The organism is Arthrobacter sp. 05T410 (assembly GCF_056396505.1).
In genome coordinates this window covers 13,324-29,868 of record NZ_JBFTLP010000003.1, presented here as the reverse complement: position 1 = coordinate 29,868, position 16,545 = coordinate 13,324, and the positions used below count along the sequence as shown (strand labels likewise).

Genomic DNA, 16,545 nt, shown 5'->3' with positions numbered 1-16,545 from the left:
AAGCCTAGTCGTTGCCGGTAAAGTGGAAAACATGGCGACTGGCAAGAACCCTTTATTCGACACGGCCACCACCCTCGGAAAGATCTTTCTTTTCCTGGGCGTGAGCGCTATTTGCGGTGTCCTGGTGGCGGGCCTCCTGGTCCCCGCGGCGGCCGTCTCGGGCAGTGCGGCGAGCGGTTCGATCCAGTTTTTTGACACGCTCCCCGCTGAGCTGAAGGTCGATCCGCCGAGCCAGTCGACCACGATCCTGGCGTCCGACGGCAGCCCGATCGCGAACCTCTACGCGGAAAACCGCACCCGTGTTTCGCTGGACCAGATGTCACCGCACATCAAGGACGCGATTATCGCCATCGAGGACAGCCGCTTCTATGAGCACGGCGGTGTGGACACCACCGGCATCCTGCGCGCGCTCGTGAGCACCGCCCGCGGCAACAAGCAGGGCGCGTCCACGATCACGCAGCAGTACGTCAACAACGTTATCAACTCCTCGCTGGAGGCCGAAGGCAAGGGCGACGAGGTCCTGCTCAACGGCGTCAACAAGGGCGTCGGGGACAAGCTCCGTGAAATGAAGCTGGCCATCGCGCTGGAGAAGAAGTTCACCAAGGAGCAGATCCTCGAGGGCTACCTGAACATCGTGTTCTTCAACCGGGACGCCTACGGCATCGAGGCCGCGTCCAAGTTCTTCTTCAGCACCACGGCCAAGGACCTGACCCTGCCGCAGGCGGCCCTGCTGGCCGGCGTCGTGAACAGCCCCTCCTACTACGACCCGATCACCAATCCGGAGAACGCCAAGGTCCGCCGCGACCTCGTGCTCCACGCGATGCTGACGCAGGGCAAGATCAAGCAGGCCGACTACGATGCCGCGGTGGCGACGCCGGTGCAGACCAAGGTCACCCAGCCCCGCCAGGGCTGTGCGTATTCGCAGACGGCGCCGTACTTCTGCGACTACGTGCTCCACCTGCTCCTGAACAATCCGGCGTACGGGGCCGACGCTGCCGAGCGTGAGCGGAAGATCTTCCGCGGCGGCCTGACCATCAAGACCACGCTGGACCCGAAGGCCCAGGCCGTGGCCCAGGCCCAGGTGGACGGGTCGGCCGGCGCGAACCCGGACAAGTGGGGCGCCTCGCTGGTGTCCGTGCAGCCTGGTTCGGGCAAGATCGTCTCCATGGCCCAGAACACCGTCTGGTTCCCGGCCGACGGCAAGTTCGACCAGACCCAGAACTTCAACGTGGACGTGCAGGATGCCAAGGGCAATGACCTCAACGGCCTCGGCGGCTTCCAGCCCGGATCCACGATGAAGCCGTTCACGTTCGCGGAGTGGCTCAACGAGGGCAAGTCGATGAGCACCCAGCTCAACGGCGCCGTGCGGCGATACCCGCCCGGCTTCCCGTGGAAGAACACCTGCCCCACACCGACGACCGACTCGTACGACGACACGGCCGGCACCCACGACCTGCAGAACGCGGACGAGAACCATTACAAGTACATGTCGGTCCTTGACGGCCTGGCGAACTCCATCAACACCATCACGTTCGCCTCTGCCGCCCAGGTGGACCTCTGCGGGATCCAGAAGATCGTGGATGCCGTCGGTATCCACGAAGGCCTGCCGAGCCCGAACGGCGACGATCCCAACCCCAAGGTTCCGATGACCCGGTTGAGCAGCCTGATCGGCGCCCGCCAGACGGCGCCGCTGACCATGGCCAGCGCATTCGCCACCTTCGCCAACAACGGCAAGTACTGCGAACCGATGGCCATCGAGTCGGTGACGGACGCGACCGGCGCGCAGCTGCCGGCCCAGTCACCCAACTGCCGGGACGCGATCAAGCCCGAGGTGGCCCACGGCGTCGCGTACGCCATGCAGGAAGTGCTCAACCGCGGCTCGGGCTCGCTGATCCAGCCCCGGATTTCGACCCGGACCACGTTCCCCATCGCGGCGAAGACCGGCACCAACGACAACAACAGCTCCACCTGGGTGGCGGGCTACACCAGCGGCCTGGCGACGGCCACGTGGTTTGGCGATCCCCTGGGCAACCAGCAGCGCGCCGGGCAGAACGTCACGATCAACGGCAACTTCTACAAGGGCATCGACGGTTACATGATCGCCGGGCCGCAGTTCTCGAACTACATGGCCCAGGTGGCACCGGCCTACGGCACCGATCCGTTCCCGGCCCCGCCGTCGGACATGCTGTACTCCCCGGCCCCGGTCCCGGACCCGATCTCAACGCCGCGGACCTCCATTCCGACCGCCAAGAGCACCGAGCCGGCCACGCAACCGTCCGCCGACCCGACACCGGCACCCACGAAGTCCTCCGGCAAGAAGTAGCCGATGACCCTGGGCAATGACCTGGCGAGCCGCGTTCGAAGCATCGGACGCGGCTTTGCCGTGACCGCCGCGATCGGGACGGCGGCGGGGGCGGCCGCTACCGGCTACGGGCTGTGGGAGAAGAACCAGTTTGTGATCAGGGAGGAAACCCTCCCCATCCTGCCGGCCGGGTTCGGCCCGTTCCGGATACTGCACCTGTCCGATATCCACTTCGTTCCGGGCCAGCACCGGAAGGCGCAGTGGCTGTCCTCCCTGGCGCAATTGCAGCCGGACCTCGTGGTGAACACGGGCGACAACCTCAGCCATGCCAAGGGCGTGGACCCCCTCGTAGCGGCCCTGCGGCCCCTGCTGGAATTTCCCGGCGTGTTTGTCCCCGGCTCGAACGACTACTTCGGCCCGAGCCTGAAGAACCCGGCGTCATATTTGCTCGGGCCCTCGGGCGAGCGCAAGCACCCGGAAAGGCTCGACTGGCCCCGGCTGCGTGCCGAGTTCGGCATGTCCGGCTGGGTGGACCTGACCAACCGCTGCCAGTCGGTGGTGCTCAAGGGCATGCGCTTCGATTTCTCCGGCGTTGACGATCCGCACCTGCGCCTCGAACGGTACGCGGGCTGGCCGCGCGGGACCAAGGGCCGGGACGCCGACCCGCACCTGCGCATCGCCGTCGCGCACGCACCCTATCAGCGCGTCCTCGACCACTTCACCGAAGCCGGCGCCCACCTCCTCCTGGCCGGCCATACCCACGGCGGCCAGATCTGCGTCCCGGGCTACGGGGCCCTGGTCACCAACTGCGACCTGCCCACCTGGCGGGCCCGGGGGCTGCACACCTGGGAGAGCAACGGGAGGACGACGCCGGTGAACGTCTCGGGCGGCATCGGCACGTCCCGCTTCGCCCCTGTCCGCATTGCCTGCCGGCCCGAAGCCGTTCTGCTCACGCTGACCTCCCGCGCCTAGGCCTGGCCGCGGCCAGTGCTGCCCGCCCTCCGGCCTGGCCGGTGGACATGCCCTCCCCTGGCGCCCGAGCCCACGGGACATGCCCTCCCCTGGTCGCGGGCACTGGGTATAGGCCCACAATGCCCACCCGCTGCGGCCACCACTGGACAGGTCCCACCGGGCGCGGCACCACCGGACATGTCCCGCGGTCACCCGCCGCCCGCACCTATTGCGGATCGCAATGACTGGGCGAGATGCTGGGAGCGCTGAACAACGTGTGAATCCGGTCACCCGATGGCCTAGGGTAGTTGCTACAGGAAACTACATTCAACGGTGCGATCTATGCACGGGCGTCTTAAGAAGCAGGCATGGCCAAGCAGAGCTCATTCTTCACCTCCATCAGCCGTCTCTACCCGCACGTCAGGCCAATCCTGCCCCGGCTGGTCATGGGCCTGCTCTGCGCGCTGCTGGCCAGCGTCATGGCACTGGCCATCCCGCAGGTGCTGCGCGTGCTGGTCAACGAGTCCCTGACCCCCGGCGGCAGCGCGGAAGCCGTCTGGACTGCCTCGCTCCTCATCCTGGTCCTGGGCATCGCCGAGGCGGGCCTCGTGGCCCTGCGCCGGCAGTTCGTCATCAATCCCGCCACCACCGTCGAGACCCGGATGCGGGTCTCGCTCTACGGGCATCTGCAGGACCTCACAGTTTCCTTCCATGACCGCTGGGGCTCCGGTCAGCTGCTGTCCCGGGCCATGACGGACCTGAACTTCCTGCGCCGCTGGATGGCCTTCGGCGCCATCATGATGGTGGTCACGACGCTCACCGTGGTGATCGGCGTCGCGGTGATGTTTGCCATGAGCTGGCAGCTGGCCCTGATCTTCCTGGCCGCCGCCGTGCCGATCATGATCTACGGATTCCGCTTCCGCACCCGCTTCAGCAAGGTGGCCCGGCGCAGCCAGGACCAGGCCGGGGACCTCGCCACCACGGTCGAGGAATCCGTGCACGGCATCCGCGTCCTGAAGGCCTTCGGCCGCAGCCGGGAGGCCCTGGAGAACTTCAACGAACAGGCCGAGGAACTCCGGCAGACCGAGATCGCCAAGGCCAAGCACCTGGCCACGTTCAGCCTGGTGGTGACGCTCCTGCCCGAACTCGCGCTCGGCGCCGGCCTCGTCGTCGGCATCCTGCTGGCCTCCACGGACCAGCTCTCCATCGGGTCCCTGGTGGCCTTCTTCGCCACCGCCGCCGTGGTCGCCGCGCCGGTCGAGTTCTGCGGCATGCTGCTGGCGATGGCCCTCACCGCGAAGTCCGCGGTGGACCGGCACTTCGAGGTCATGGACGCGCAGAACACGATCACCAGCCCGGACCGGCCCCGCCGCCCGGCCGGCCTCAAGGGTGCCCTCAGCTTCCGCAATGCCTCGTTCGCGTTCGAGGACGCCCCGGACAAGCCGATCCTCAAGAACATCACCCTGGACATCCGCCCCGGCGAAACCATGGCCCTCGTGGGCATCACGGGCGGCGGTAAGAGCGCCCTGCTCCAGCTGGTCCCCCGCCTCTACGACGTCACCGGCGGTGCCATCACCATCGACGGAGTGGACCTGCGCGAGTTCGCGGTGGAGGACCTGCGCACCGTGGTCTCCGTGGCGTTCGAGGACACCACGCTGTTCTCCAGCTCCGTCCGGGACAACGTCCTGCTCGGCGCGCCCGACGCCGGATCGGCGGAGGGCCGCGACGCGGCCCTGGAGGAAGCCCTCGACGTCGCCCAGGCCCACTTCGCCTATTCCCTGCCGGACGGGGTCGATACCCTGATCGGCGAGGAGGGCCTCAGCCTCTCCGGCGGCCAGCGCCAGCGCATCGCCCTGGCCCGGGCCATCGCCGCGAAACCGGCGGTGCTGGTCCTGGACGACCCGCTCTCGGCGCTGGATGTGAACACCGAAGTCCTCGTCGAGGCCCGGCTGCGCAAGGTCCTCGCGGACACCACCACGCTGATCGTGGCCCACAGGCCTTCCACGGTGGCGCTGGCCGACCGGGTGGCCCTGCTCGAGGACGGCCGGATCGCCGCCGTCGGAACCCATGCGGAACTGCTCGCCAAGAACAGCCATTACCGCTACGTGATCGCCAGCCTGGACCCGGAACCGCGGGACCTGGATTCAGAATTGTCCGCCCTCGAGGACCAGTCCGAGGAGATTTCCCGATGAGCAGCGCAACGTTCGGCACCGCCAATGAGGACAACGCGCACCTCAGCAGGAACGAAAGCAAGGCCGTCCGGCGACGCTCCCTGACCCTCCTGGGCTCCCTGATCCGCCCCGTCCGGGCCCGGTTCTGGCTGACGATCGGCGCCGTCGTGCTGTCCCAGGCCGCCCGCGTGGCCGGGCCGGCCCTGATCGCCTTCGGCATCGACCACGCCCTGCCCGCCGTGCGCGCCGGCGACAACCTGCCCCTGGTGCTGACCGGCGCCGCCTACCTTGCCGCGGCCGTCGTGGCCGCCGGCCTGACCGCCCTGTACGTGACCTCGACGGCGCGGCTCAGCCAGGCGATGCTGCTGGACCTCCGCGTCCGGGTCTTCCGCCACACGCAGCGGCTGAGCCTGGAATTCCACGAGAAATACACCTCGGGGCGCATCATCGCCCGGCAGACCTCGGACCTGGAGGCCCTGCGCGAACTCCTGGATTCCGGCGTGAGCTCGCTGGCCTCGGGAATGCTGTTCATGGCGTTTACCGCCGTGACGGTGTTCGCCTTGGACTGGCGCAGCGGCGTGCTGGTGCTGGCCGCCGGCGTGCCGATGTATTTCCTGGCCCGCTGGTACCAGAAGCACTCCCAGATCGCCTTCCGCGAATCCCGGGTGGTCTCGGCCCGGCTGATCGTGCACTTCGTGGAGACCATGACCGGGATCCGCGCCGTGAAGGCCTTCCGGAAGGAACGCGAGAATGCCGCGGGCTACTCCGAACTGTCGGAGGACTACCGCCGCGCGACCGTCCGCTCCATCAACCTCAACGGCATCTTCCAGCCGGGGCTGGTGCTGATCGGGAACGTGTGCGTGGCCCTCGTGCTGCTCACCGGCGGCTTCCGGGTCCTCAGCGGCGACCTGGAGGTCGGCGTGCTCCTGGCCCTGATCCTGTCCGCCAAGCGCTTCTTCCAGCCGGTGGACCAGATGGCCATGTTCTACAACTCCTTCCAAAGCGCCCAGGCGGCCCTGGAAAAGGTCTCGGGCCTGCTCGAGGAGGTCCCCACTGTCAGACCGCCGAAAACACCCGCGGCCCTGTACGACGCGCGGGGCAGCATCGATTTCAACGGCGTCGAATTCCGCTACGGCGACGGCCCGGTGGTCGTCCCGAGGCTGGACCTGCACATCCCCGCCGGGCAGACGGTCGCGCTCGTCGGGCAGACCGGCGCCGGCAAATCCACCCTCGCGAAGCTGATTGCCCGCTTCTACGACGTCTCCGCCGGGTCGCTGACCCTCGACGGCGTGGACCTGCGCCAGCTCAGCACCGAGGACCTGCGCCGGAACGTCGTCATGGTCACCCAGGAGGCCTTCCTGTTCAGCGGCTCCGTGGCGGACAACATCGCCCTGGGCCGGCCCGAAGCCTCGCGTGCGGAGATCGAGGACGCGGCCCGGGCGGTGGGGGCGCACGCCTTCATCATGGAACTGCCGGACGGCTACGACACCGACGTCAACAAGCGCGGCGGCCGCGTCTCCGCCGGGCAGCGCCAGCTGATCAGCTTCGCCCGCGCGTTTCTGGCCCGCCCGGCCGTGCTGATCCTGGACGAGGCAACGTCCTCGCTGGACATCCCGTCGGAGCGCATGGTCCAGCAGGGCCTCGCGGGGCTCCTGCGCGGGACACGGGAGGCCGGCCAGCGGCCGTCCGATGGACAGGCGGGCGGCGGACAGCCCGTTGCAGACTCGGCCCCCGGCCCGGACTCGGCCCCCGGTCCCGGGCGGACAGCGCTGATCATTGCCCACCGGCTCTCCACCGTGGAGACGGCGGACCGGGTGCTGGTGGTGCACGACGGACGGGTCGTGGAGGACGGCACCCCGGAGCAGCTGATCGGCGACGGCGGCGCCTTCGCCCGGCTCCACGGCGCCTGGAAAGACTCGCTGGTCTGAACAGCGCCTGCCGGGACCGGTCGGCGTCCGGGCCGGGACGACGGCGGGACACGTCCCGGCCGGCGCCCGATTTCACATCCGGGGCCATGATCGGATACTCTTGTGAAGTTGCTTTTGAAGCAACGGATCGGGATGTGGCGCAGCTTGGTAGCGCGCGTCGTTCGGGACGACGAGGTCGCAGGTTCAAATCCTGTCATCCCGACCAAACACAAAGAGGGCCCTCCACACGGAGGGTCCTCTTTTGTATGTCCGGTGGTAGGTCCGGCACGATTTCATGACACCGGCACCGGCGATCGTCCCGGCCCAGGGCCCGGCCCCTGCCCCCCGGACACAACGCAGCCCCGGGAGGAAATCTCCCGGGGCTGCGCCGGATATCCGTGCCGCAGGCAGCCGGCCGTTGCTGCGCCGGGCCTGCCGTGTCGGGCTTGTTACATCGGGCTTGTTACATCGGGTCGGGCCAGTTGCCGACGTTCAGCGAGTGGGTCATGGGGTCGGGCCAGTTGCCCACCGCCTGGGCGGTGCGCATGGGATCGGGCCAGTTGCCGACGGCGGCAACGTCTGAGACATCGGTAAGTGAAGCAGCGGACAGCACGGCCGGGGCCGCGGCGGAGAATGCCAGTGCGCCCGCCAAAACGGCGCCGGCTGCAATCTTCTTCAACATAAGTTTCCTCAATATGGGTTGGGGTTCCTTAACCAAGTCAGCACTACCCTTGTTGACACACATTGTAAAATGGTTTCTACAGAGACTGTCAAGCATTTAGTACAAAGAATGTCCGGAATTAGKAGGTATCCGTGGGGAACGGATTTGGGGAGAAGCTCCGCGCGGAACGGCTCGAACGGGGCCTGACGCAGGCGGAGTTGGGCCGTGACCTGTACTCCCCCAGCTACATTTCTCTGCTGGAAACCGGACGCCGCGAGCCGACCGCCGATGTCATCGAGGAGCTTGCCCGCCGGCTTGAACTGGCCCCCAAGGCGCTTGAGGCCTGGAGCCAGCCGGTGTCCGTCAGCGACGCCGAATACGTGCTCGCGGGATTGTATGCCCGGCAGGCCTGGGACCTCCGGGACTACCCCGTGGCCGCCACCCACGCCGCCGCCGCCGCCAAGATCGCCCTGGAGGCCAAGAACACCAGCGCGTGGTGGAACATGACCTATATGCAGGCCGAGTGCCTGATCAAGCAGGGCCTCTGGCAGGAGTGCAAGGACGTGGTCCAGAATCTCCTGGAGCACCCGATGGCCGCGGAGTCTGCCGGGCTCGGCGTCCGGGCCCAGCAGATGCTCGCCGCAGCCTCGCAGGGCCAGGGGCAGCTGACCGCCGCCGTCGAGCATGCGCAGGAAGCGGTGCGGCTCTGCGCACAGCTGCCCAAAGGCTCCACCATGATCATCGGCGCCCTCCGCGCCCTGATTGGTGCCCTGGCCGAGAGCGGCCGGCTCGATGAGGCCTGGGAGTACTGCCAGGCCATGAACGACCAGATGGACGACCACTCGATGTCCCAGCTCGCCGGCGAGGTGGCCTGGGTGATCGGCAACGTGGCCTTCATGCGCCACGACTATCCCGAGGGGATCAAGTACCACGAGCGGGCCGGCCGGCTGCTCTCCCCGGCCAACGACATCGACCTGTGGGCCCGGTTCAACAAGGCCTCCGCCGCCGTCCGCCTCTCCTCGGGAATAGTCGAACCCGAGACGCTCTCATCGATCGAGCGCGCCGAACTGGCCCTGTCGATTGTCGGCGGCAACAAGACCGACCAACTGGAGGTCGCCTTCATCCGGGCCCGCTGGCTCTACCTCACGGGCGACATCGTGGCCGCCGTCCAGAAGCTGCGCGAGATCCATGCCGAGCGGGAGGCTCTGGCCCGGCACACGGCCGGCGAGGTCTCCCTGCTGCTGGGGAAGGCGCTCAAGGCTGCCGGGGAGGCCGCGGAGGCGCTGGTGTACCTCGAGGAAGCCCAGAAGGAGTTCAGCGCGGCGGGCGCCTCGGACCGGGTCCAGCAGGCGCTGGACGCCGTGCTCGAGATCAAGCTCGCCCAGCGCCGGGCCGAGGCCGCTTCCGCGGAAGCCTAGCCCCGGCCGGACCGGGCTGGGCGAACGGCCCGGCTAGGCGAACGTCCGGCCGGTGAGCTTCTCGTAGGCCTCCACGTAGCGGCTGCGGGTGCGCGCCACAACGTCGGCCGGAAGGACGGGCGGGGGCGTGTCCGAGGCCTTGTCCCAGCCCGACTCCGGCGAGGTCAGCCAGTCGCGAACATACTGCTTGTCATAGGACGGCTGCGCCTGGCCGGGCCGGTACGTGGCCGCATCCCAAAACCGTGAGGAATCCGGGGTCAGCACCTCGTCGCCGAGCGTGATGACGCCGGTCGCCGCGTCGAGGCCGAACTCCACCTTGGTGTCCGCCAGGATGATGCCGCGGCCGCGCGCGATTTCCTCGGCCTTGGTATAGATCTCCAGGGTCAGCCTGCTCAGGTCCGCCGCGACGTCCGCACCCACGAGGCCGACGACGGCGTCATAAGTGATGTTCTCGTCGTGCTCGCCCACCTCGGCCTTGGCCGACGGCGTGAAGATCGCCTCCTGCAGCCGTGACCCGTCAACCAGGCCGGCGGGCAGCGGGATGCTGCACACTGTGCCCGACGCGCGGTACTCCGCGAGCCCGGTGCCGGTGAGGTAGCCGCGGGCGATGCATTCGACCGGGAACATGTCCAGCTTCTTGCAGATCATTGCCCGGCCCTCGACGGCGGTGGGGACACCGTCGTCGGCCGTGGAGGCGAGGACGTGGTGCGCGACCTCGAGCTGGTCGAACCACCACAGGCTCAGCTGGGTCAGGATGCGGCCCTTGTCCGGGATCTCGCTGGCCAGGACGTGGTCGAACGCACTGATCCGGTCGCTGGCCACCACCAGGACACAATCCTGGCCGAAGCGTTCCGCGAGCGCCGGGTCCGTCGGGACGTAGAGGTCGCGGACCTTGCCGGAGTAGACGTGCCGCCAGCCGGGCAGGTCCTGCGTAGCGGTGTCGAGCCCGCCCTTGGGCGGGGTCTCAGGCATGGTCTCAGGCGGGGTCTCAGGCGTGGTCTCGGGCTGGGTGCCGGGCGTCGGCGCTGCGGATTCGGTCACGTTCATGCCTTCGCTTTCGACGCGGCCGCGGTTCCCGGCCCGGCTACCCGGATCTGGCCGCGGGCGGCCTTGCCGCCGATATCGGTGCGGAACTGGCTGCCGTCCAGCTGGACGAGCTCGACGCCGTCGTACGCCCGCTCCCGGGCCTCCACGAGGTCCGTGCCCAGCGCCACCACGGCCAGGACGCGGCCGCCGGCGGAGACGACCTTGCCTTCGCCGTCGAGCTTGGTCCCGGCGTGGATCACGTGGACGCCGTCCAGGGCGTCGACCTTCTTCAGGCCCCGGATGCGGTCGCCCGTCCGCGGGGTGTCGGGGTAGTTTTCGGCGGCCACGACGACGGCGACGGCCGTGTCCTTGGACCAGCGCAGCGGCTGCACCTTGTCCAGCTCGCCCTTGGCGGCTGCCATGAGCAGCCCGCCGAGGGGCGTCTTGAGCCGGGCGAGGACGGCCTGGGTTTCGGGATCGCCGAACCGGACGTTGAATTCGATGACCCGCGTGCCGCGCGAGGTCAGGGCGAGGCCGACGAAGAGGACGCCGACAAACGGGGTCCCGCGGTGCGCCATCTGGTTGACCGTGGGCTGGGCGACGCGGTCGATCACTTCCTGGACGAGGCCTTCGGGGGCCCACTCCAGCGGTGTGTACGCGCCCATGCCGCCGGTGTTGGGGCCCTCGTCGTTGTCGAAGATGCGCTTGAAGTCCTGCGCCGGGGACAGGGCCACGGTGTTGGTGCCGTCGCAAAGGACGAACACGGAGACCTCGGGTCCGTCCAGGAACTCCTCGATCACCACGGTGCCGCCCGCGTCGAAGCAGGTCTGGGCATGCGCGAGGGCCTCGTCCCGGTTGGAGGTGACCACGACGCCCTTGCCGGCTGCGAGCCCGTCGTCCTTGACGACGTACGGGGCGCCGAATGTATCGAGGGCGTCGGCGGCTTCCCCGGCGTTGGAGGCAACGCGGGCCATTGCGGTGGGGACGCCGGCCTCGGCCATGACTTCCTTGGCGAAGGCCTTGGACGCTTCCAGCTGGGCCGCGGCCTTGCTGGGGCCGAAGACCGGGACGCCGGCGGCGCGGACGGCGTCGGACACGCCGGCTGCGAGCGGCGCCTCCGGACCGACCACCACCAGGTCAACGGTGAGCTTGAGGGCCAACGCCGCGACGGCGTCGGGATCGTTCGCGTCGATCGCATATGTGGGGACCAGCGCGCTGATGCCGGCGTTGCCCGGGGCCGCGTGGACCTCGGAAACGTTCGGGTCTGCAAGCAAGGATCGGACAATGGCGTGTTCGCGGCCGCCGGGGCCGATGACAAGTACCTTCACAGTCTCCAAGGGTACGTGGTGCACCCCGCAGGCTCCTAAGCTGTGTCGGCCGCCGGACATGCTCAATTTTCGCGGCGGCGCCTCGCGGGCGCCGGGCAATCCTGAGCGCGGCGCTCCCGGCGCAGGGCGGCAATCCTGAGTCCGGCAGTCCCGGGCACCAGGCAATCCTGAGCTCAGCAGCGCCGGGGACCGAGGGCAACCCGCGGGACATGCCCAGTCCCGGCCGCGGCCACTGGGCATAATGCCACCATGCCCATGCCTGGCTCCCGAGGCTGGACATGTCCCGTGGTGCCGGAGAGCATGCCCCTGCAGGAATACCAAGGCTGGACATGTCCTCTCTGGGTCCGGGGAGCATGTTGCACGCGCCAAGTTACGGCCGGACATGTCCCCCGGCCGCCTGGCACAGACCCAGGCACAAGCCACCGGACCGCATCTGAGTCTTCAGCGCGGCACCCACGGGGCCGGGCAACCCGTGGGACATGCCCAGTCCCGGCCGCGGCCAGTGGGCACAATGCCACCATGCCCATGCCCGGGCGCCAAGGCTGGACATGTCCCGTGGTACCGGAAAACATGCCCACGCCCGAGTCCCAAGACTGGACATGTCCCGGGGACCGCGGGGCATGTCCACGCCAGGGTCCGGCAGGAGGGCATGCGCACACGCCCGGAACCACGCCCGGCGCCGGACAATCCGCGGGGCGCGCGGCTACGAATGGCATGTATGAACAAACCCAGCATGAAGCCCAGCAAGCGGTTCCGCGGCGCCACAGCCCTGGCCGCAGTGGCCGGAGTGGCTGCGGCCGCCGTCGTCCTGTCCGTCGCGGAACTGATCGGGGCGTTCTTCACCACACGGGCGACGCCCCTGATTGCGCTGGGCTCGACGTTCATCGACTTCACGCCGCTGTGGATGAAGAACTTCGCCGTTGAAACGTTCGGCACCAACGACAAGGCCGCATTATTCGTCGGCATGGCGGTCACGATCCTGCTCCTGGCGTGCGTGCTCGGCATCGTGGCGTACCGGACATGGGCCCTGGGTGTGGCCGGGGTGGTGCTGATGGGCGCCGTGATCGTCGGCAGCGTGGTGACGCGGGCCAGCGTCAAGCCGATCGATGCCATTCCCTCCCTGATCGGCACCGTCGCCGGGCTGGTGGTGCTGCGGCTCCTGATCACCYGGCTGTGGCGGATGCAGGAATGGCCGGACCGGGCAGCGGACGTCGCCGCGAAGGAACCCGAGCGCCCGGCGACCACGCGGCGCGGGTTCTTCGCCGCCGCCGGCATCACCGCGGCCGCCTCGGCCGTCGCCGCCACCGGCGGACGCCTGCTGAGCGCGGCCCGCAGCAACGTGGCCGCGGCCCGCGAGTCGCTGCAGCTGCCCGCGCCCGCCAAGGCCGCCGCCGCGGTCCCGGCCGGGGTCCAGTCCAAGGCGCCCGGCGTCACGCCGTGGCTGACCCCGAACAAGGACTTCTACCGGATCGACACGGCGCTGAGCGTGCCGGAGATCAACGTCCAGGACTGGGAACTGCGCATCCACGGCCTCGTGGAACAAGAGGTCCGGCTCACCTTCCAGGACCTGCTCGACGCCCAGCTCATCGAATCCCATGTGTCCCTGACCTGCGTGTCCAACCCGGTCGGCGGCAATCTGGCCGGCAACGCCAAGTGGCTGGGCATGCCCATCCGCGACGCCCTGAAGCTGGCCCGCCCCACACAGGGCGCGGACATGGTGCTTTCCACCTCGGCTGACGGCTTCAGCGCCTCGACGCCCCTGGAAGTCCTCCAGGACGACCGCGACGCGATGCTGGCGATCGGCATGAACGGCGAGGCGCTCCCGCTCGAGCACGGCTACCCGGTGCGGATGGTGGTTCCCGGCCTGTACGGCTTCGTCTCCGCCACCAAGTGGGTGGTGGACCTGGAGGTGACCCGGTTCGCGGACAGCAAGGCGTACTGGACCCAGCGGGGCTGGTCCGAACGCGGCCCGATCAAGACCATGGCGCGGGTCGAGGTGCCCAAGTCCTTCGCCAAGGTCCCCGCCGGAAAGATCGCCATCGGCGGCACCGCGTGGGCCCAGACCCGCGGGATCACCAAGGTCGAGGTGCAGATCGACAGCGGGCCCTGGACCGAGGCGGTACTCTCCGACGAGGCCTCCCTCATCACGTGGCGGCAGTGGTCCCTGGACTGGGATGCCACGCCGGGCCCGCACTACATCAAGGTACGCGCCACGGACGGCAAGGGCGAGGTCCAGACGGACAAGCGGGCGGATCCGGTTCCGGACGGCGCCTCCGGCTGGCAGTCGGTGATGGTGACCGTGGAATAACCGGGGTATCAGCACCGGGCACCATAGACTTGCAGCATGGCTTTGAACCCGCATGCAACATTCACAGTCGACTCCGCCGTCGAACTGGCAGTCATCGAACGCAGCGGCTTCGTGGAGTCCCGCCACATCGGCTCGGCCGTGGTGCTGGCCGCGGACGGGACGGCAGTGATCGAGCTCGGCGATGTGAACGCCCCGATCCTTGCCCGGTCCACGCTCAAACCGTTGCAGGCCCTGGCCTCGATGCAGTCCGGCGTACCCCTGCGGGGCGCCCAGGTGGCCATCGCGTGCGGCAGCCACGTCGGATCCCTGGATCACATGGACGTGGTCGAGGGCATGCTCAAGGCGGCCGGGGCCAAGGAAGACCAGCTGCAGTGCCCGGCCGACTGGCCCCAGGATGAGACCGCCCGGAACTGGCTCGTCCAGACCGAGCGGGGCAAGTCCCGGCTGGCCTTCAACTGTTCGGGCAAACACGCCGCGTTCCTTTGGGCGTGCACGGAGAACGGCTGGGACAAGAACAGCTACCTCGAACCCAACCACCCGCTGCAGCAGCGCATCCGCTCCGTGATCGAGGAGTACTGCGGCGAACGCATCACCCACCTGGGCATCGACGGCTGCGGCGCGCCGGTTGCCGCCGTCTCCCTGATCGGCCTGGCCCGGGCCTACTCGAAGCTGGCCAAGGCCCCGGGCGACAAGAACTCGAACGCGCGGGCAGCCACCATTGCCACGTCCATGCTGGACTACCCGTGGGCCGTCCAGGGGCGAGGGCAGGCCAACACGATCGTCATGGACGAACTCGGCATCCTGGCCAAGATCGGCGCCGAGGGCGTCCTGGTCATGGCCACCCGCCAGGGCGTCTCGGTTGCCATCAAGATGCTCGACGGCAACATCCGGGCCACCACACTGGTCGGGCTGACGCTCCTCGCGGCCTCCGGCGCCGTCGAAATCCCTGAAGTGTCCAGCGTCCTGGACAAGGTGGTGGACCCGGTACTGGGCGGGGGACGCCCGGTAGGCAAGATCCGGCTCGGGCGGGCCGTCGCGGCACTGCTGGACTAGGAGACTCGGGAAAGTGGCTGTATCGCGCCGTCGAATCGCCATGGACGAGGGCCGCGCGGCACTCGCCGCGTGGCAGGAAGCCACCGCGACCGCACCGGGCCCGAACGTGCCGGCCGCCGGGGTCCCGGGCTCTGGAGGACCCGGCGCCGTCCCGCGCACCACGATCGCGACGGCGGTGCGATACTGCCTGGAAGAAGTCACCGCGCGGGCGCCCGGGAACTCCGTGGAGGTGCGCGTCCCGCCGTTCGGCGTCACCCAGTGTGTGGAGGGCCCGCGGCACACGCGCGGCACCCCGCCAAACGTCATCGAGTGCGACGCCGACACCTGGCTGGCGATGGTCAGCGGACGATTGAGCTGGGCCGACGCCGTCGCCGCCGGCCGTGTTGCCGCCTCGGGACTGCGCGCGGACCTGTCCGCCCTCCTGCCCCTCTAGGTCACCCGGCGGCGTCCCTCAGGACCCACCAGCCGGGGCCCGCGCCCGCAGTCGTGCCCCCAGCCGCGCCTCAGCCGCGCCCGATGAACGGCATGCCCGCAGCTGTCACCACGAGGGATCCCACGTTGGCCGACGCCGGCATCCCGGCCATCAGCAGCACGGCCCGGGCGGCGTCCTGCACCGCAAAGGTCGGCTCGGCCCGCAGGCTGCCGTCTGCCTGGGCGGTCCCGGAACCGACGCCGATCTCCTCCATGAGCTCCGTCGCCGCGTTGCCGATATCGATTTGTCCGCAGCTGATGCCGAAGCCCCGGCCGTCCAGGTCAATGCTTTTAGTCAGCCCGGTGATGGCGTGCTTGGTCACCGTGTAGGCCACCGTCCGCGGCCGGGGCGAATGCGCCGCGACCGAACCGTTGTTGATGATCCGTCCGCCCTGGGGCGACTGGGCCTTCATGGCCCGGACGGCGGCACCGGCGCAAAGGAGGGACCCCGTGAGGTTCACGGCGACGGTCGCGTCCCAGTCCTCCACGGTGATCTCGTCCACCGCGGCGGCGGGGCCGAACACGCCGGCGTTGTTGAAGAGCACGTCCACGCGCTCCCACTGCCCCAGCGCGGCGGCGAAAAGCCGTTCGACGTCGGCGGGGACGGTGACATCGCACGGGACCGCGAGCGCCTGGCGGTGGCCGGCCGCGGTCTCTCGGAGCGGTTCTTCCCGCCGCCCCGCCAGGACCACCCGGTAGCCCTCGGCCAGCATGAGCCTGGCCACTGCGCGGCCGATGCCGGAACCGGCTCCGGTGACAACGGCGACCCTTCCCGGGGTGTGGTGCTGGCTCATGAGGTCCTCCTCGACGGTTAGGCGCTGCCCGGCCAGCGTACCGCCGAGACGGCACATCACGGCAGTGTTTCGCGTCCGGAACGCCGCGAGCTGTCTCCTCGGGGGCGTCGGCTGGCGGCTGGCGGCGCTTCAGCCCGGCCGCGGGGCGGACGGCC

At 69.1% G+C, this 16,545-nt stretch carries 12 protein-coding genes and 1 tRNA gene; 9 read left to right on the top strand and 4 right to left on the bottom strand.

From position 1 onward, the window contains the following. Positions 1 to 31 precede the first annotated feature (31 nt). From AC1DFR_RS04780 to AC1DFR_RS04760, 5 genes are all read left to right on the top strand, one after another. On the top strand, positions 32 to 2,323 hold the full coding sequence (locus AC1DFR_RS04780; protein ID WP_476855514.1) for a transglycosylase domain-containing protein: 2,292 nt from the start codon (positions 32 to 34) through the stop codon (positions 2,321 to 2,323). Between the two features lie 3 nt (positions 2,324 to 2,326). Next, the gene (locus AC1DFR_RS04775) at positions 2,327 to 3,274 is read left to right on the top strand and encodes a metallophosphoesterase (protein ID WP_476872842.1); all 948 of its coding nucleotides are present in this window, start codon (positions 2,327 to 2,329) and stop codon (positions 3,272 to 3,274) included. A gap of 347 nt (positions 3,275 to 3,621) precedes the next feature. After that, positions 3,622 to 5,445, top strand: a complete 1,824-nt coding sequence (locus tag AC1DFR_RS04770) for an ABC transporter ATP-binding protein (RefSeq protein ID WP_476872841.1) — start codon at positions 3,622 to 3,624, stop codon at positions 5,443 to 5,445. After that, a complete protein-coding gene (locus AC1DFR_RS04765) occupies positions 5,442 to 7,352 on the top strand; it encodes an ABC transporter ATP-binding protein (protein ID WP_476872840.1) in 1,911 nt (636 codons plus the stop codon). The genes AC1DFR_RS04770 and AC1DFR_RS04765 overlap by 4 nt, the downstream gene beginning before the upstream one ends. A gap of 128 nt (positions 7,353 to 7,480) precedes the next feature. Beyond that, positions 7,481 to 7,557, top strand: a tRNA-Pro gene (locus tag AC1DFR_RS04760). 237 nt (positions 7,558 to 7,794) lie between these two features. On the opposite strand, the gene AC1DFR_RS04755 is transcribed toward AC1DFR_RS04760, so the two are convergent. Next, the gene (locus tag AC1DFR_RS04755; protein ID WP_018776166.1) at positions 7,795 to 8,013 is read right to left on the bottom strand and encodes a hypothetical protein; all 219 of its coding nucleotides are present in this window, start codon (positions 8,011 to 8,013) and stop codon (positions 7,795 to 7,797) included. A gap of 131 nt (positions 8,014 to 8,144) precedes the next feature. On the opposite strand from AC1DFR_RS04755, the gene AC1DFR_RS04750 reads away from it, so the two are divergent. Next, complete coding sequence (locus AC1DFR_RS04750) at positions 8,145 to 9,410, top strand: helix-turn-helix domain-containing protein (RefSeq protein WP_459385576.1); 1,266 nt, start codon at positions 8,145 to 8,147, stop codon at positions 9,408 to 9,410. Positions 9,411 to 9,443: 33 nt separating this feature from the next. On the opposite strand, the gene AC1DFR_RS04745 is transcribed toward AC1DFR_RS04750, so the two are convergent. Together AC1DFR_RS04745 and purD are read right to left on the bottom strand one after the other, a co-directional pair. Next, positions 9,444 to 10,382: a phosphoribosylaminoimidazolesuccinocarboxamide synthase gene (locus AC1DFR_RS04745; RefSeq protein ID WP_476873029.1), complete on the bottom strand. Its 939-nt coding sequence runs from the start codon at positions 10,380 to 10,382 to the stop codon at positions 9,444 to 9,446. Positions 10,383 to 10,453: 71 nt separating this feature from the next. After that, entirely contained in the window at positions 10,454 to 11,764 is a 1,311-nt protein-coding gene (purD, locus tag AC1DFR_RS04740; RefSeq protein ID WP_476855508.1) for a phosphoribosylamine--glycine ligase, read from the bottom strand. 733 nt (positions 11,765 to 12,497) lie between these two features. Between purD and AC1DFR_RS04735 the strand changes: the two genes are divergently transcribed. From AC1DFR_RS04735 to AC1DFR_RS04725, 3 genes are read left to right on the top strand one after another with little or no spacing between them, the layout of a single operon-like run. Beyond that, a complete protein-coding gene (locus AC1DFR_RS04735; protein ID WP_476872839.1) occupies positions 12,498 to 14,072 on the top strand; it encodes a molybdopterin-dependent oxidoreductase in 1,575 nt (524 codons plus the stop codon). 36 nt (positions 14,073 to 14,108) lie between these two features. Continuing rightward, the gene (locus AC1DFR_RS04730) at positions 14,109 to 15,125 is read left to right on the top strand and encodes an asparaginase (RefSeq protein WP_476872240.1); all 1,017 of its coding nucleotides are present in this window, start codon (positions 14,109 to 14,111) and stop codon (positions 15,123 to 15,125) included. Positions 15,126 to 15,138: 13 nt separating this feature from the next. Further along, a complete protein-coding gene (locus AC1DFR_RS04725; RefSeq protein WP_230009166.1) occupies positions 15,139 to 15,558 on the top strand; it encodes a sterol carrier family protein in 420 nt (139 codons plus the stop codon). Positions 15,559 to 15,628: 70 nt separating this feature from the next. On the opposite strand, the gene AC1DFR_RS04720 is transcribed toward AC1DFR_RS04725, so the two are convergent. Continuing rightward, positions 15,629 to 16,390 (bottom strand): SDR family oxidoreductase, encoded by a 762-nt coding sequence (locus AC1DFR_RS04720; RefSeq protein ID WP_476850259.1) that lies wholly within the window; start codon positions 16,388 to 16,390, stop codon positions 15,629 to 15,631. Positions 16,391 to 16,545: the final 155 nt, after the last annotated feature.

Excerpts from the sequence above, each read along its gene's own strand:
- AC1DFR_RS04780 (WP_476855514.1), top strand. The coding sequence starts at position 32 with ATGGCGACTGGCAAGAACCCTTTATTCGACACGGCCACCACCCTCGGA.
- AC1DFR_RS04775 (WP_476872842.1), top strand. The coding sequence starts at position 2,327 with ATGACCCTGGGCAATGACCTGGCGAGCCGCGTTCGAAGCATCGGACGC.
- AC1DFR_RS04770 (WP_476872841.1), top strand. The coding sequence starts at position 3,622 with ATGGCCAAGCAGAGCTCATTCTTCACCTCCATCAGCCGTCTCTACCCG.
- AC1DFR_RS04765 (WP_476872840.1), top strand. The coding sequence starts at position 5,442 with ATGAGCAGCGCAACGTTCGGCACCGCCAATGAGGACAACGCGCACCTC.
- AC1DFR_RS04755 (WP_018776166.1), bottom strand. The coding sequence starts at position 8,013 with ATGTTGAAGAAGATTGCAGCCGGCGCCGTTTTGGCGGGCGCACTGGCA.
- AC1DFR_RS04745 (WP_476873029.1), bottom strand. The coding sequence starts at position 10,382 with ATGCCTGAGACCCCGCCCAAGGGCGGGCTCGACACCGCTACGCAGGAC.
- AC1DFR_RS04730 (WP_476872240.1), top strand. The coding sequence starts at position 14,109 with ATGGCTTTGAACCCGCATGCAACATTCACAGTCGACTCCGCCGTCGAA.
- AC1DFR_RS04720 (WP_476850259.1), bottom strand. The coding sequence starts at position 16,390 with ATGAGCCAGCACCACACCCCGGGAAGGGTCGCCGTTGTCACCGGAGCC.